Source organism: Candidatus Nitrosopumilus sp. (assembly GCF_028278985.1).
GTDB lineage: Archaea > Thermoproteota > Nitrososphaeria > Nitrososphaerales > Nitrosopumilaceae > Nitrosopumilus.
In genome coordinates this window covers 1-15,996 of record NZ_JANQTA010000005.1, presented here as the reverse complement: position 1 = coordinate 15,996, position 15,996 = coordinate 1, and the positions used below count along the sequence as shown (strand labels likewise).

At 31.4% G+C, this 15,996-nt stretch carries 17 protein-coding genes; 11 read left to right on the top strand and 6 right to left on the bottom strand.

The genetic code is table 11. The features are described from left to right. Window positions 1-96 (bottom strand): archaellin/type IV pilin N-terminal domain-containing protein (locus Q0941_RS03025; protein ID WP_367277465.1); only part of this gene is annotated, 96 nt, incomplete at its 3' end. Window positions 97-319: 223 nt separating this feature from the next. Here Q0941_RS03025 and Q0941_RS03020 point away from each other — a divergent pair. Continuing rightward, the gene (locus tag Q0941_RS03020; protein ID WP_299291236.1) at window positions 320-1,129 is read left to right on the top strand and encodes a TrmB family transcriptional regulator; all 810 of its coding nucleotides are present in this window, start codon (window positions 320-322) and stop codon (window positions 1,127-1,129) included. A gap of 36 nt (window positions 1,130-1,165) precedes the next feature. On the opposite strand, the gene Q0941_RS03015 is transcribed toward Q0941_RS03020, so the two are convergent. Further along, on the bottom strand, window positions 1,166-2,938 hold the full coding sequence (locus tag Q0941_RS03015; protein ID WP_299291234.1) for a tetratricopeptide repeat protein: 1,773 nt from the start codon (window positions 2,936-2,938) through the stop codon (window positions 1,166-1,168). Window positions 2,939-3,075: 137 nt separating this feature from the next. Between Q0941_RS03015 and Q0941_RS03010 the strand changes: the two genes are divergently transcribed. Next, window positions 3,076-5,400, top strand: a complete 2,325-nt coding sequence (locus Q0941_RS03010) for a hypothetical protein (protein ID WP_299291232.1) — start codon at window positions 3,076-3,078, stop codon at window positions 5,398-5,400. Between the two features lie 6 nt (window positions 5,401-5,406). Here the strand turns inward: Q0941_RS03010 and Q0941_RS03005 are convergent, their stop codons facing one another. Further along, window positions 5,407-6,153 (bottom strand): hypothetical protein, encoded by a 747-nt coding sequence (locus Q0941_RS03005; RefSeq protein ID WP_299291230.1) that lies wholly within the window; start codon window positions 6,151-6,153, stop codon window positions 5,407-5,409. Window positions 6,154-6,274: 121 nt separating this feature from the next. Between Q0941_RS03005 and Q0941_RS03000 the strand changes: the two genes are divergently transcribed. The 6 genes from Q0941_RS03000 to Q0941_RS02975 all read left to right on the top strand — a co-directional run bounded on the left by Q0941_RS03000 (window position 6,275) and on the right by Q0941_RS02975 (window position 9,410). Beyond that, window positions 6,275-7,117, top strand: a complete 843-nt coding sequence (locus Q0941_RS03000) for a M57 family metalloprotease (RefSeq protein ID WP_299291228.1) — start codon at window positions 6,275-6,277, stop codon at window positions 7,115-7,117. Between the two features lie 51 nt (window positions 7,118-7,168). Continuing rightward, window positions 7,169-7,639, top strand: a complete 471-nt coding sequence (locus tag Q0941_RS02995) for a response regulator (RefSeq protein ID WP_299291226.1) — start codon at window positions 7,169-7,171, stop codon at window positions 7,637-7,639. A 169-nt stretch (window positions 7,640-7,808) separates the two neighbouring features. Then, window positions 7,809-8,192 (top strand): hypothetical protein, encoded by a 384-nt coding sequence (locus Q0941_RS02990; RefSeq protein ID WP_299291224.1) that lies wholly within the window; start codon window positions 7,809-7,811, stop codon window positions 8,190-8,192. A 92-nt stretch (window positions 8,193-8,284) separates the two neighbouring features. Then, the gene (locus Q0941_RS02985) at window positions 8,285-8,515 is read left to right on the top strand and encodes a hypothetical protein (protein WP_299291222.1); all 231 of its coding nucleotides are present in this window, start codon (window positions 8,285-8,287) and stop codon (window positions 8,513-8,515) included. A 224-nt stretch (window positions 8,516-8,739) separates the two neighbouring features. Further along, the gene (locus Q0941_RS02980) at window positions 8,740-8,904 is read left to right on the top strand and encodes a DUF1059 domain-containing protein (protein ID WP_299291220.1); all 165 of its coding nucleotides are present in this window, start codon (window positions 8,740-8,742) and stop codon (window positions 8,902-8,904) included. Between the two features lie 74 nt (window positions 8,905-8,978). Continuing rightward, the gene (locus Q0941_RS02975; RefSeq protein WP_299291218.1) at window positions 8,979-9,410 is read left to right on the top strand and encodes a response regulator; all 432 of its coding nucleotides are present in this window, start codon (window positions 8,979-8,981) and stop codon (window positions 9,408-9,410) included. Here Q0941_RS02975 and Q0941_RS02970 read toward each other — a convergent pair. Beyond that, window positions 9,407-9,529, bottom strand: a complete 123-nt coding sequence (locus Q0941_RS02970) for a hypothetical protein (protein ID WP_299291217.1) — start codon at window positions 9,527-9,529, stop codon at window positions 9,407-9,409. The genes Q0941_RS02975 and Q0941_RS02970 overlap by 4 nt on opposite strands. A gap of 165 nt (window positions 9,530-9,694) precedes the next feature. Between Q0941_RS02970 and Q0941_RS02965 the strand changes: the two genes are divergently transcribed. Beyond that, on the top strand, window positions 9,695-10,756 hold the full coding sequence (locus Q0941_RS02965) for a HAMP domain-containing sensor histidine kinase (protein WP_299291215.1): 1,062 nt from the start codon (window positions 9,695-9,697) through the stop codon (window positions 10,754-10,756). A gap of 62 nt (window positions 10,757-10,818) precedes the next feature. Here the strand turns inward: Q0941_RS02965 and Q0941_RS02960 are convergent, their stop codons facing one another. Then, window positions 10,819-11,241 (bottom strand): response regulator, encoded by a 423-nt coding sequence (locus Q0941_RS02960; RefSeq protein WP_299291213.1) that lies wholly within the window; start codon window positions 11,239-11,241, stop codon window positions 10,819-10,821. A gap of 151 nt (window positions 11,242-11,392) precedes the next feature. Between Q0941_RS02960 and Q0941_RS02955 the strand changes: the two genes are divergently transcribed. After that, window positions 11,393-11,785: a response regulator gene (locus Q0941_RS02955; RefSeq protein ID WP_299291211.1), complete on the top strand. Its 393-nt coding sequence runs from the start codon at window positions 11,393-11,395 to the stop codon at window positions 11,783-11,785. 38 nt (window positions 11,786-11,823) lie between these two features. Here Q0941_RS02955 and Q0941_RS02950 read toward each other — a convergent pair whose 3' ends face one another. Beyond that, entirely contained in the window at window positions 11,824-13,956 is a 2,133-nt protein-coding gene (locus Q0941_RS02950; RefSeq protein WP_299291209.1) for a cache domain-containing protein, read from the bottom strand. A 195-nt stretch (window positions 13,957-14,151) separates the two neighbouring features. Here Q0941_RS02950 and Q0941_RS02945 point away from each other — a divergent pair. Continuing rightward, the coding region (locus Q0941_RS02945) for a hypothetical protein (RefSeq protein WP_299291207.1) at window positions 14,152-15,996 on the top strand (1,845 nt) is incomplete at its 3' end.

Below are 15,996 nucleotides of genomic sequence, written 5' to 3'. Positions count from 1 at the left end.
TGCTGCTACAATTACAAATGCAATCATGACAATTGCAGACTCTACACCGATGACTCCACGATGAGAATGTCGCGTTCCCTTTCGTTGTAATTTCATTGAATAATAAAAACGAGATATTGGTATATCCTAGCGTGTGTTTACAGTGATCGTACAGATTCCAGCAAAATCCTTGTTCGTTTGTAAAATACACACAGGATCTAATTATCTTTCAACCTAATTGTATGATAATGAAACATCAAACGCGACATCTGTCATATTTTAAAAATTCACATGATAGATCAAAAATAAATACCACCAAGTATGAGGAGGTAAAGGTACGATGTTAAGCAAAGATGAGGTTTGTGAATCTCTAGTTCATTTTGGATTAGAAGAAATTGATGCCAAAATCTATGTTGGTTTGTTACAAATGGGTTCTGTAACAGTTGGAACCATGGCACAAAAATTAGATGTTGATCGTGGTAAAGCTTACAGATCATTGAACAAACTTAGAAACATGGGAGTTATATCAACAACATTTTCAAACCCAACTATTGTAAATGCAGTAAAACCTGCAGAAGCATTGACAAGCATTATTCAGAAAAAGGAAGATGAAATAGTTATGTTACAAAAACTAGCTCATTCTCTTGTTGAAAACTTGAACAACTTTGAAAGAGAATCTGCTCCAACAGATTTATCATCCTTCTCAATTGTTCAAGGAAGATCAAACATCTATACTAGAATTGGAAAATTGATTCAAGAATCTACTGAAAAGATTTTCTTGGTAACTACATCTGATGATTTGATGCGAATGTACCATACATCAATTCCAGATAAAATTCATGCAAGAATTAATGCTGGTGGAGAAGTTCGAATAATTACAGAAGAATGTACCGCAAAAGCAATGGAAATTATTGAACAACTTGGAACCCCTGATATAAAAATTGGAAAACTACCTTCAAAAAGTAGAATGATTGTAGAATCTAAAAACCAATTGATAATGTCTGGTGCAATGAAAGAATCTATGGACTTGAATGATGATGTTGATTCAATCATGTATACTAATTCAGCAGAAATGGTTGAAAACATGTTCAGTCTATGTACACACTTGTGGAAGAAATCAAAACCTCTAAAGACACTTTCTACACAATAATTTTTCCTTTTATTTTATTATTCAAAATTAATTTTCTTAAACAATATTTTCAAATATTGTTTCATTACTTGCCACTATCTTAAACATCTCATTTGAATTAGTGACCTTCTTCAAAAGTTCCAAAGCTTGTTTCGTATTTCCTTTCATCATTTGAATTTTTGATTTCTCATATTGAGCAAAATCGTATAGTCTGTCATCTTCTGAAATTTGTTCCAAACAAAGAATTGCTGAATCAAATTTTCCTAAATGTGAAAATGCTTCTGATTTTTTGAATAAAATTTTTGAATCAAATTGCCTTTTCTCCAAAGATTTATCAAAAAATTCAATTGATTTCTCATAATTCTTTAAAATTAAATGAATTTTACCTAAATCATATGAAATTTTTCCTTTGTCATCCCTTTCACAAAGTAATTGTAGATATTCTTTACCTGCCTCCTCATAACGTCCAAGAATCGAAAGAATTTCCGCCTTTTTCGCTTTAAATTCGTTGAAATTGGGTTTCTCTGCTAACACTTTCTCTACATATGCTAGACCCTGATCATATTCTCCAATTTTTAATGAAATTCTAACAGCTTCTTCAAGAGCTTCCTGATTAAAATTATCAAAACCTAGAATATTCTCTAAACATAACAATGCTTCTTGGAATTCCTCTTTTTGGACAAAAATTCGTGCTTTGTATAATAGGGCCTGATTGTTCTCTTTTGATTTTCCTAAAATATTATTGAAAATTGCTAGTGCTTTCCCTGGTTCATTACAGTTGTATAGTAAAATTCCTTTTTTCAAAAGAATTTCTTTTGAATTAGGATTAACTTCTTCTATAGTATTACAACATTGAATTGCTTCTTTTGTCTTCCCCATTTTCTCTAGTACTGATATTTTTTGTTCTAATGCTTGAGGGTGATTTGGTGACAATTCTAACACTCTATCAAACTTTTCTAGAGAATCATTAAAATTATTAATTCTCAAATGAACTTCTCCCAGTTGAAGTATTGATTCAATATTGTTAGGTGATCTTTCTAAAACTTTTTGGAAATGTGAAATTGATTGATTGAAATTATTATTTGCCAAATATGATTTTCCAAGTGCTATATTTGCATCAATGTGATTGGGAGATATTTCAATAAGTTTCTCTAAGTATGAGATACTTTTCTCAAATTTATTATCTTTTAAATTCGTCTGTCCTAATAAGAGTAAGGATTCTGGATGATTTACTTCAGAAACTATCTCTTCTAATTTAGACATTCCTTTATTTTTACTTCCTATTTTTATCAAACTTTTTCCTAGATTAAATTTACATTCAATATTGTTTGGCTCTAATTCTAATGCTTTTTCAAAATTATTTACTGCTTTTTCCAATTCTTTCTTTTCATTTGCAATCTTACCTTTTACAAAAAATGCTTCAGGAATATTTTTGTAGATTTCTAATGCTTTATCATAGCATTCTTCTGCTTGTTTATTTTTAGATAATTTCCATAGACACAAGCCTTTGTTGCATAATGCAGTATATGAAACTGGGTTTTTTGCAAGGGCACCATCGTAATATTTTATTGATTCTTCATACTTTCTACATACCAAGAAAAAATTTGCCAAATTGAGCTCATCTGCAAAATCATCACATTCAGCATCATCAATTGCCTCTTTGACTCTATTTCTAGAATCTAATAATTTTTCAATTTTTGCTTGATTTTCTGAACTAATTTTAGGAATATTGGGGAATAATGTTTGAATTTTTATACCATTTTCATCTAAAATACTTCCTATTAGGCCATTAACCATCTTTAATTTAACTAGTGCAGAATTTGCTGACATTTCATATGATTATTTTTTTCATCTAATAGCATTCTGTACGTTCAAATTGTTTGAACTGTGGCTAATTTTTTGAAAAAGTCTGTACGTTCAATTTGGGTGAACTGGAAATTATATGACTAATTCCATTTTTTTATATATTGAAAACACTGGCTTTTGCAATAATCTTTTTAATGTTTATTGTAACAATAGAAAATTCTTTTGCAGCTGAATCAACTTTTGATCTAAATTATGATTTGTCTCCTCAAAAGATCCATGAGGGTGACATCTTTATTTTAGAAATTTATCAAACTGCTAAAAATCAAATTATTCTTGAAAAAATTGATAATATTCGTATTGAGTCATTAGATAATTCTATCGTTGAAGTTCTAGATTTTGTAGAAACTCATGAATTTAAAAATAGAATATCTCTAAAAGCAAATATTGAAGGTTCCACATTCTTGTATGCTTTTGTTGATGGAAATCATCCTTTAGAGATTCCAATCACTGTGTATGGAAATAATTCTCCAAGTAATCTTTCATTAGATATTTTTCCTGCCACAGTAAAAAATGATGAAAATTCACATGTAGTTTTGACTTTAACTCTGACAGACAGTAATGGAATTGTAACTCAAGCAGACAATGATTTTTTTGTAAAACTTAGTGCTTCAAAATCTGGAATTATTCCAATTGAAAATTCTAATTTGATTATTTCAAAAGATGAATTTAGTGCAAATAAAATTTTCACTAATCTAAATTCTGGCATCACAACCATATCCGCTAAATCTAATGATTTAGAATCTTTTGAATTGCTAACTGTGGATGAAAGTCCTGAACAAACAATTAAGATTTCTGTCTTTCCAAAAACATTAAGTTCATCTAATACTGCAAATGGACATATTGTTGCTCAATTATTTTCGGATGGTGAATTAATTAGAGCAAGCAAAGATATCACAATTTTTTATGAAATTCCTCTTGAATCTGAAGAGGTGAATTCAAGCACAGATATCAATTCACTTAATCCTTCTGGTTATTTCCATATTAAAGAAGGATTTTCTTTTGGTCATGAAATATTCTCTATTCAAAAGGGCATAACTGATTCTCACACCATTACTGTAACTTCTCAAGACCCTCTTGTAGTGGTGGAAGAGACCTTTGAAACTCTTGATGTTGAGGTTTATGGGGATGAAGAAGTAAAATTTGAATCCATAGATGTTTTGGCAGATGGCTCTAGACAATTAGTAGGTGTAATTTATCTAGAGGATGTAAATGGACATCCGGTAACAGCTGATAGAGACATCGTTGTTCCATTTACTTCTTCAGATGATCTAGTTTCTATTGAAACTACTACATTACATCAGGGATATAGCTCTGCTCTTGTTTTTGGTCAAATTGGAAGTTTTGTTCCTTCTACAACGGATATTAAACCACAAATTTTGAATTCTGAATTGACATCATTGACAATTCATGGATTTTCTGAAGATTCTGTTTCTCTAGAAATTCATAGTGTTTCTGATTCAATTCCAAAAGGAAAAACTCATTGGATAATCTCTTACTTGGAATCCTCAAATGGAGAATTATTTAAAATCCCTGAAAATCAAAAAATCCAAATCTCTGATTCATCTGTATTTAAAATTGAAGAGGATTTGATCCAATATTATCCCTATTTCACATTAATTCCTATCACAGCAGTTGAAGAAGGCGAAGAAGAATTACAATTTAGTTTTGATAACTTTGAAACAAGTTTGATGATGACTAGTGTTATCACAGAACCATCCTCCCTTCAATTAGATTTTTCAGAGAAATTGTATAATGGGATCTCTGACATCTTTACTATTCAAGTTTTAGATGGTAGTGGTTTACCTATTTCTGCAGAAAATGATATTGCAGTAAAAATTTTCTCTTCTCAATCATCTGTTATTGATTTTGAAAAAAATGTAATTATTCCTAAAGAAACTAGTTTTACTACATTTGAATTAATTCCATTAGGTTCAGGCACCACTGAAATTTCACTCGTTTCTGAAGGATTACCCGTTGTAACTGAAGAAATTATCATTGGCGATCTCACTCCAACAATACAGATTACTAGTGCTGATCTTATTGATGCGGGTGAATCGTTCCTTGTATCTATTTTAGCAAAACAGAACAACGCCCCTCTCAGAAATGCTCATGTTACCTGGGATTTTGATGGTGGAATTACCACTATTGCTGATGAAAAAACAGGTCCTACTGGTGAAGCAGTGGCATCAATTATCCCAACTTCCAATGAGTCTGTAAAAATCCATGCGACTATCAATAATGGGCCAATTCAATCAGCATATGCATCAAAAATTGTTAAAGTTAATGCTACTACTGTCCAAGTTTTACCTGATGAAATAGATGATTCTTTTAAGAAGCCAGATCTTGGTGGAATTGATCCAGTTTTGATACTGGTTCCTGCATTAATTGGTGGAATGATATTTTATATGAAAAAAAATAAAAAATAATTTTTTTTAATTTGATGCTATTCTTTTTATTTCTCTAAGTAAATCATCACTGTCTTGTATCAAGTACTCTGGAGTACAATTCAACATAAACCCATTATCAATTGAGTAAAATTCCCAATCCTCACACAAAGTATTTTCTTCAAAATTTGAATTATCAAATTTCCAATTAAAACCACTAGTAGAATCAGAAGTTGGATAAGATGAACCTTTAAGAAGTGTCATTAGATTTTCTTCATAGTTGATTTCTACTTTAGAGTCAAATGAACCGGGATAAAGATAAATCACGTTTGGATGATTCAAAATTGCATTAAATTCATTTTCTGTCACATATTCATTATGTAACAAGATCACAGTATCAAATTCTTTTAAAATCTCTGGATTTTTATCCACATCAAAGTCATTTATCACATAATATCCTAAAAATTCTAAAATCCTGAAACTTTTTGCACCTGTTGAAAAAATTGGCTCATAGTTATTGTTTATCTCAACTTCAGTACATGTCTCACAATATCCAGAATAGAAATCATGAATTCCTCCCCAAGAATATGCGTTTTGAGTCAAAATTGGGTAAATTACAACCGTATTTCCTGGTGAACTAAGTTCCTCATACTGTGAAAAATATCTTGTTTCAGGCATTTGAGAAATTCTATAGGAATCCTCTGAAAGTAATACTGCATTTGAGTTATTGTTGGTGATTAATACAATTAATGAAAGCATTATCATCATTGAAAAGATCATTATTTTTTTATGCAAACTAGTTTTCTATGCCTCAAAACGATAGAAAAAGAGCATTCTGTTCAATCTAAACAATTATGAACGTTCGTTCATGGTGAACAGACTCGAATATATCGAATTCTTTTCAAATAATTTACTTATGTTTGAAATTTTGAGGAAAATTGAAAACTTCCAATTATCTAATAAAGAAAAAACCCCCTCAAAAAAATTAAAATTAAAACATTCAAAATCCATTTTAATTGCCCAAATTGGGATTTTGATCTTTTTTGGTGGCTATTTTACAGGAATGCCCTCGTCATCTGGAGAAAACCCTTCTCGTGATCTTGGAAATCCTGCTGGTTTGTTTAACAGTGTACACATTGTCGAAAATCTACGAGGTGATACCATGGGGTATACCAAGGCTTGGAAAATCTTACCTCATGAATCTCTTAAGGTAAATATTCTCAACCCAACATCCATTCCTGATGAATCTATAGAAATTATCAAAAACACTATCTTATCCACAGAAACAATTGAGATAGAAAACTCTCTTTTACACAAAGGTCTTCCTAACACATTTTCTACATATTATATTGGATGGAAAGGTGCGCTTGAAGCAACATCTGAAACAAAAATTACTCTTCCAACTAATTTTGAAATAACAAATTCACCAAGTTCAGAAGGTGATATTATTGTCATTTTATCAAACATAAAAGATCATTCTGGAAACTCTGGATACACAAAGACAGTCCTAGAAGGCAATGAAATTGTTAAAGCATTCATTACAATTTATGATGTAGATTCTCTATCAAAAAGTCAACTCGAAACTATCATGCGACATGAATTTGGCCATGCCTTGGGATTAGGTCATTCAACTGCGCCCGAAGATCTTATGGCACCAACTATTGACATGACATATCCATATATCTCAGGTTGTAATGTAGATGCAATTTTTGATCTTTACAATGGAGATTCTGATGGAACTGTAATCTGTGAAATATGAGCTTATTTTTTACAAACACATCTTGATATAGAAAAAAAATTACTAAATTAAATGGTCAGGAAATTATTAATTGCCGAAGACAATAAATTCACTGCAACTCAATACAAAAAATTTTTTGAAAGTAATGGTTACAAAGTAATAATTTTTCAGGATGGCAAGTCATGTCTGGAAAAATACAAACATGAATTAAGATATCATAGAATTGTTCTTAAAAACAAATCTGCTCCTTTTGATTATGTACTTTTAGATCAAGATATGCCAATTATGAACGGTGCTGAAGTTTCAGCTCAGATTCATAAAATTTGTTCCCAACAAAAAATCATATTCTTGTCCGCATATGGTCAAAGCATTATTGACTCTCTTCAAAGCTCAAAAGAAGGGTATCTCCAAATCATGCAAAAACCATTCTCATTAGATTTTTTACTAAAAAAAATCACTCCTAAGGCATTTACCCAGGTCACACGAACAAATCAAGAAAATAACGTTATGACTAATACTCAAAACCCCGAAACCGTTCGCTAGTACAATGTTTGATCAGTTTGATCACACTGATCCCGTTATAGCTTGAAAACTACATTAATTCATGAATGAAAATGAGCAGAATTTCATGAAAATCGCAGCACGCCAGAAGGAACTAAATCAGTTTAGGCTACAAAAGTTCTCCAATATCAATTAGTGAGGGAATCGGGTTATGAAACAACAAGTCTATGGTACAGAAATTGGGAATGTGGAGAAGGTCTCAACCTGGTTGAGTTCTCAGGCAAAAGACAAAGGTCTTGATTTGGATATAGAATCAAAAAATGATCTTTTATCTACCCAAAATTTTGGAGATTTTGAACTATTTTCAATGTCTTCAGACTCAAGTCAAGTCAGAAAACTGCTTTTGAAGGCTGGAAAGAGATTTGGCATCAAAATGATTGAAGGTGGATACAAGGAAAAAGCTCGGATTATTCGTCGAAAGAAATCCGATTATGCTCGAGTACTCAAAGGCGATAAAATATTGGGTCATTTGGAACTAGAAACAAGTAGATTTGGTTCAAAAAAATGGGAAATTAAACTAGAAGAAAGAAGATAATTTTCTCAATTTTACTCTCTTTTTCCAATCTGGAATGGATTTTGCTGTGTTTTTTCCAGCGAATGTATATCGTATATTGTCATAATGTATTCATGTATGAGATATCTGTGGGATTGGGAACTTGTATTGTTACCATCAAAAACTCTCCTACAACATGTTGGACAGTTTTGAATCACTATGGAATTACACGAAATGATCTCAAAAAACTTGATCTCAGCTATGAAGAACTCTATGAGGTTTATTCAAATATCAAAAAACATGAAGAAATTCGTTCATTTCTAAAGGAACTAAAAACAAAAATTTCTATGACTACAAATAATTGATTTCAAATTTTTGAAAATCTAAACAGATTGCCTATTGTGCACATACAATATTCAATAAACTAATTTGCCGTATACTTGTTGTCATCGATTACTCTCGATGGGATGTCGCGTCCTTTACGACTCCCCCATCGGGGGAGTGTTTTTTAAAATTCTCTGCATTGATCGCATAGTTTGTTTTATCCGGACATACCAGATAATTTATTCCCTGTTTATGCATCTAGGTCATGGCAGAACTCAAAGCTAGAACTTATGGATTTGATGATGACTTTGTAGTTACTGGTGAAGTGGAAGAAGTAATTGAGAAATTCAAAGTTCACATGGAAAAAGAACATGGAATTGAATATAGTATTGAGGCATTGAATCAATTTCTTCTAAGAATGAAAAACTAGTTTTTCATATTTTCATACAGATCGTTAGAGTTGAACACACACGATTTTGTATCCTATCAAAATCTAGTCCTTTTATGCATGAAATGCGGATAATGATTGTAAATGACTCTAGAGCAATGAGGTTGTTTCTTGAAGATATGGTGAATTCTTTTGGAGATTGTACGGTTTCAGGGTCATTTTTTGATGGTGAAATTGCTTTAGAGAATGTTCAATCTATCAAACCTGATGTTATACTATTAGACTTGGAAATGCCAAAAATGGATGGTTTGACATTTTTAGAAAATTTAACTGATGCCAGAAAAACCCCAATAATTATTCTTAGTAGTTACGCAATGTCTGATTCTAGTCTTGTACATGATGCAATTGAATTGGGAGCAATTGATTCATTGACTCCTCCATCTTCAAACACTCCTGAAATGCTAGGCAAGTTTCGTTCAAAATTACATCATAAAATAACCATGGCGTCCTTAAAATCACCACGTTTCAATCGAAGTGTTTGTGCCTAATCCTTTATTTCAATATCCTCTAATGCATCCATGCAAGATTGGTATGTTTCAAGAATCTCAGGTGCATTTTTTTCTAGAGTTCTCTTGATCTCTTTAGAAATTTGAATGGTATTATCCATATTTTTTTTATATTGTCTTAGTATGAAAGTAATACTAACAAAAAAATCTTGACTGTAGCATTGACTTTTTTACATTCTAAAATTTTGTTAAATTATAACTGAAATTTTTTGTTCGTATGAAATAAACATACTCTGAATAATATCTTCTCTGAATACACATAATTCATGCTGGTAAGTGATTCTGTCTCCAAAGATGATTCTGTATTAAAGAATCTAACAGAAATTTCTGTAAATGCATTAAAAGATCTAGATCTTGCAAAAAAAGAGCTTAAAGAAAATGATCTAAAAATGCAGGAAATGAACAAACTTGCAAATGAACGTGTTGAAGAGATGTCTAGAGTGAATCAAAATCTTCAGGATAAAATTTCTTTTGTTGAAAATATGACAAAATCAATTCAAGAAAAAAATGAAAAACTAGAAACCGAATTAAAATCAACTCTAGGCGAAAAAGCCAACTACCATAAATTAAATTCGATGCTAAAAGATGATTTGGCAAAAGTAATCAAAAAAGAGAAAGAATTAGCCCTAAAACAAGTATTTTTAGAGAAAAAAATTGAAGATCAATCCGATGATTTAGTCCGTTCAGAAAAAATGGCAATTATTGGTCAATTCACATCTCGTTTAGCACATGATATTCGAAATCCTCTATCAAAACTGAAAATGTCTCATGATATTTTGTGTGAATCTCCAAACTTGAAAGTAATGGAGAAAATAAAATATCAACAAAGAATTTCTACAAATATTTTAAAAATGACACACATTATTGAAGATGTATTAGAATTTGTTAGAATGACTAAACTGGAATTAAGAGAAAATTCTCTTAAACCAATAATTAATTCTGCATTAGAGGACCTGACTATTCCTAAAAAAGTCACTCTGACAATTGATGAAAATGATGCAACAGTCTTATGTGATGCCAGGAAACTGGATGCTGTTTTTGTTAATATTTTGACTAATTCTCTAGATGCGGTAAAGGATTCTGGATATATTGAAATCAAAATTATTGATATGAAAAATAGTGTGGAGATATATTTTGAAGATTCAGGCGAAGGAATTAGTCCTGATATTCAAGAAAAAATCTTTGAACCCATGTTTACCACAAAGCAACATGGAAGTGGATTAGGATTGTCAATTTGTAAAATGATTGTTGAACAACATGGTGGCAAATTAGTTTACAGGAACCACCCTTCCGCATTTTCAGTAATCTTGCCCAAAGTCAAGCGTTAATTTTTTTAGGATCAAAAACCGTTATAATTCTTAAGATAGTGAAACTTTGAACATGGATGTTACTATCCCATTTGCAACGCAAATTCACGATGTCGTCGTTTAGATGTCTTTTTGGTGACATATTTTTTTCCTAAAAGAAGTTGTTTGGAGATAGCACCAACTACAGAACTAGCAGTAAATGGTTTGATGACATAATCTGCAGCACCACCTGACTTTATTGCCTCGTCAATGATATCCTTGTTGTCTCTGGTGGATGCAACTACAATTTTTGCTTCAGGATCATATTTTTTTATTTCAATCATTGCCTCGATGCCTCCTTTTTTAGGCATCATTATATCCATTACAACTACATCAGGTTTGTTTTCTACATATTGAGAAATTGCCTCGTTTCCATCTATTGCTTCATAGTAATAGAATCCTACTTTGGCATCTTTAAGAATAGTTTTGATTTTTGCTCTAAATGCTTCTGAATCATCAGCTATCAAAATTTTGGAAAAACGAATCGAATGCAATTTCTTAATCGAGTAAAGGTGATAGGAAATGATAACATTATGTTAGCTCAAAATAATGAGATACTTGAAGATTGTTTGTTTCAAACACACACAAGAATTAAACTAAATTTAATGCAAAAAAACTATGAAAATTCTTCAGATTGAAGATAATGAAGCAATTATTGACTCGTTTGGAACAATATTGCGTTTCTTGGGTCATGAGTATGAATCCACTATGGATGGCAGAAAAGGAGTTAAAATGATCACAGATGGTAAATACGATTTAATTTTTCTGGATTTGACAATGCCTGAATTTTCAGGAATTGATGTACTTCATGAACTTCTAAACTATCATCACTCTGGAAAAGTAGTAGTAATTACTGCAAATGAACTTGAATCTAATCAAGTCAATGAATTATTTGAATTAGAAGTTCATTCAATTATGCAAAAGCCTATTTCTCTTGAATCATTTTCCAGATTACTAAAATCATTTGAACCTGCAGAAATATCAAAACAAGTTAGTCAATTAACACAGTAATAATTTTTATAATCTATTTGACATAATCAAAAATTAAATTATTTATTTTGCATTATCAATGCATGCCAACCTGTTGAAAATCCTTCGTATCCAGTTGATTGTGCATGACCAGAAAGTAGTTGATTATCTTGTTTTGAAAGAATTTCAAAATTCTTAATTTCTTTTAGTAATAATGAAGTATCATAATCTGAAAATTTTATTTTGTTCTTCTTTGATTCTGATAGTTTGTTTCCATTTGAATCTAAAATGAATAAATTACTTGTGTCTAATTCGCTTCCATTAAGAGGAGTTTCATTAAATATATCTTCAATAAATGATTCCCACTTGAATACAATACCTAAAATTCCTACAGTGTCTCTTGAAACATCTCCATTTCTATGAACTTTGCATGAAAAAACTAAACTAGTTGATTCTTTTCCTCCTTCATTTACTTTCACTATGTCGAATCCATAACTTTCTCCATTTCGAGTTTTTAATGCACTTTGGAACCATGCTGAATTTTTCATGTCTGCATTTTCTTTGTTATTTGTTGATTGGCCATTTGCAATTACTTTACCATTCATGTCACAAACTAAAAGATCATCATATACTGTATAGTATTGAAGAATTGTTTTTAATCTTACAATTAACTCGTCACGTGAATCGTTGGTTTTTTCCACAAGAGCTTTACTGATACTATTTTCTGTAGCCCACCAACGAACATCTGCAGTTCTTTCATACAGTGCTCTGTCGATTAAATCTACATTTGTAAATGATAAATTTGCTAGTCTATTTCCTCTAATTTGAATAGAATTTGTTGAGATGAATGAATTCAATTCTCTTATTTTTTTCTGAGTATTGGCGTCCATTTCTGATGTGATTTTTGAAGTTGTTCTTGACAAATCACTCATAAAACCAGAAATTACTCCAAATCCACGTCCAGCATCACCTACTCTTGCAGCCTCGATGGCTGCATTTAGGGATAGAACGTGAGTTTCATCATTAATCTTGTTAATTTCATCAATTGCCTTTTTGGTTTCTTCAGAAAGATTTGAAACTAGATCAATTACTGAATCCAATGATTCATCATCATTTGACAAATCTTGATTACTACATGACATTTCTGTATCTTGTATTATCAAAGAATGCCATTCTTGTGATTTGTATCCTTCAAATCCTGGAGACAAAGCATGACTAATTACTTGAGTACGATCGTTTCTCTCTACAATAGAAAACCCTTTCTCGTTTTGAAATAACTCGGTTTTACCATTAAAATTTATTGTATCTTCTAAAATTTTCTCTTTTGTATCAGCTAAAACTTTTCCAGAATCATCACAAATTACTACTCTAGTTTTTCCTTTCTCTTCTTCTAATAATGATGTCTCATCTACAATTCTTTGAGCTAAATTTCTCCAATTGAATACTGCTCCTAAAACCCCGATAACTCTTTTTTCTACATCTCCATCTTCATGAATTTTGCATGAGTATGTTATGGTAAAATCATTATTTATGTTAGGAGAACGATGAACAGTGTGGAACCCATACTCTGAACCGTTCATCGAATTCATTGCACCAGTAAACCATGGTGATGATGAGAAATTCTTTCCAATTAAATTAAATTTTGTAGAACCTGATGCTTTACAATAACCTTGTAAATCACATAAAACTAGATCGTAATATACAGTGTATGATTTTAAAATAATTTCTAATCTCTTTGATGCTTCAAGATATTTTTCATCATTATCTTCCATCAATGATTTAACAAGTATATCATCTGTAGCCCACCAACGAACATCTGCAGTTCTCTCAAATAGATTTCTGTCAATTAATCTGATATTTGTCAAGGCTAGATCAGCTAATCTATTCCCTTGAATGCTTATTGATTTATTTTCTATAACTTTTGATAATTTCTCAATTTCTTGTATTGTTTCTTTTTTCATCTTGTCTAATGCATTGTCTGTTTTTGTGCTCAATTCATCAATAGAATTTGAAACAATTAGAAAATTTCTTCCTACATCACCTGTACGATTGGCCTCAATTTTTGCAGTAGTTGAGAGCATGTGTGTCCTACCATTGATTTCTTTGGTTGATTTTAAGGCACGATTAATTTCATTACTAATTGATGACGTTTGTTCAATAACCTCCTTGAAAAAATCCTTTTTTTCTTCTTTCAATTCAGTAATTTGAGACATACAGTACCTACTGATTTAAAAAATTAATTACGTGTGTGATCATATTGAACAAATTCTCAAAAAATTGGTTTGATCATCCTGATCATACCATTATGCATTACTCACTTCAGACCAAATAAAGTTGTGATATTCGACAAATCTAAATTAAAAATTTTAGCTATTTTGCCATTTTTTTGCATTTTGTTGTCAATGCAAATGACAGCTAATGTTATGGCAGATCATAAAATTGGAGATGATATAATTCATGAAAATCTTTATGAATTAAAAATAAAATCCTCACCAACTGGTTTACCGTTTGAAGGTTCAATTCTATATGAAGAGAACTCATGGGTTGTAACTGATATTGCTCAACCAAAATGGGGTGCATATGAATTTGTTAGTTGGACTGTTGATGATCAGTGGGTAGAAGGAAATCCTATAACCGTACTAATGGATAAGGATAGAGTAGTTACGGCAATTTATGCACTTCACCCAATACAAAAACAAGACAGTGTAAATTTTGTTCAAGATGAATCTGAAGAAACTTTTGATCTTTCTATAATCTCCCCTTATGGTAAAACGCTAGGTACTGGTAGTTATTCATCTGGTGAAGTTGTAGATTTTAGCGTATCTCAACAGTTTGTAGTTGATCCTGTAAACGAGGGAGTACGATATGCATTTTCAGGATGGAGTGATGGAAATACCCCTAATCTGATGACAAATTTTATCAAAATGGATGAATCAAAAACAATCACTGCAAACTGGGCAAAGCAATATAGCTTGAAAATTTTAGATTCAACTCAAAATATGGATGTCATTGGTGTCAGCTGGCACAATGAAAATTCTACCGCTCCTCTCACTATAAATAATTTTAATGCAAAATCAGATGGATATGTTAAACGAACTCTCAATGAATGGATAAGCACTGGTTCAAATTTTGCTAACATAAAAGATCCAAAATCTTCTGCAACAGGCGTGTTAATGGATAATCCTTTTGAGATTTCAATAGATTGGAAAAACCAGTTTTACTTGGATGCAACAAGCAAATATGGCTCTGTCATTGGAAATGGATTTTATGATGAGGGAAGTATTGTAACTGCATCAATAAATTCAGAAATTCAAAATTCAGGGATTGCTGGAACTAGATTAGTTTTTGATGGCTGGAATGGTGATGCAATTTCAGATGGTCAAAATGTTCAGGTAATTATGGATGAGCCAAAATCAATTGAAGGGGTATGGAAAAAACAATTTGAATTAACTGTAAACTCTGATCATGGCATAGCTAGTGGTTCAGGTTGGTATGATGAAGGAACTATCGCTACATTTGGTACCAATGTTCCAAGAGAACCAGGAGGATTCTGGCAACAAAGTTCTTTTGATGGCTGGATGGGTGATACAGTAAGTACATCAAATACTGGAAGTATTTTGATGAATGGTCCAAAGACAGTTAGTGCAAAATGGAAAACAGATTACTCAACTGCATTTATGAATATGGGATTAATCTCAGCTGCAGCAGTAGGTGGATTATTTGTCTATTCAAGATTTAAGAAAATAAATTCTAAAGATGGATTTTTTTCGTTTAACAATAAATCTGAAAATTCTGATAATGATGAAACATCAAGCATGTCTTCAGGATTCCAAGAATTCCATCAAGAATTAAAAAATGAACAATTTGAAAATCAAAAATTGCATGAATTAATGAATGAAATCAAAGAAGAAAAAAAATTAATTTCAGCTAAATCAGAGAAACTAGATGAGTCGATATCTCGGGTTGAAGCAGAGCAAAAATCTCTAAACGCCAAGTCTGAACAACTAGAAAAAAGCCTCAATAAGGCTGAAATTGAGAAGAATGCCGCTCAAATACAATTCCAAAAAAACTTGTCAGACCTGGAATTAGAGAAAAAGAAACTTGTATCTAAATATGAAAATGAAATGACCCAGACCAATATTGAAAAGGAAAATTTTGCTCAAAAATCATCTCAACTAGATACAACTCTGGCTCAAATTGAGCAAGAAAAACAATCCCTAGCCACAAAGTCTGAACAACTAGAAAAAAGCCTC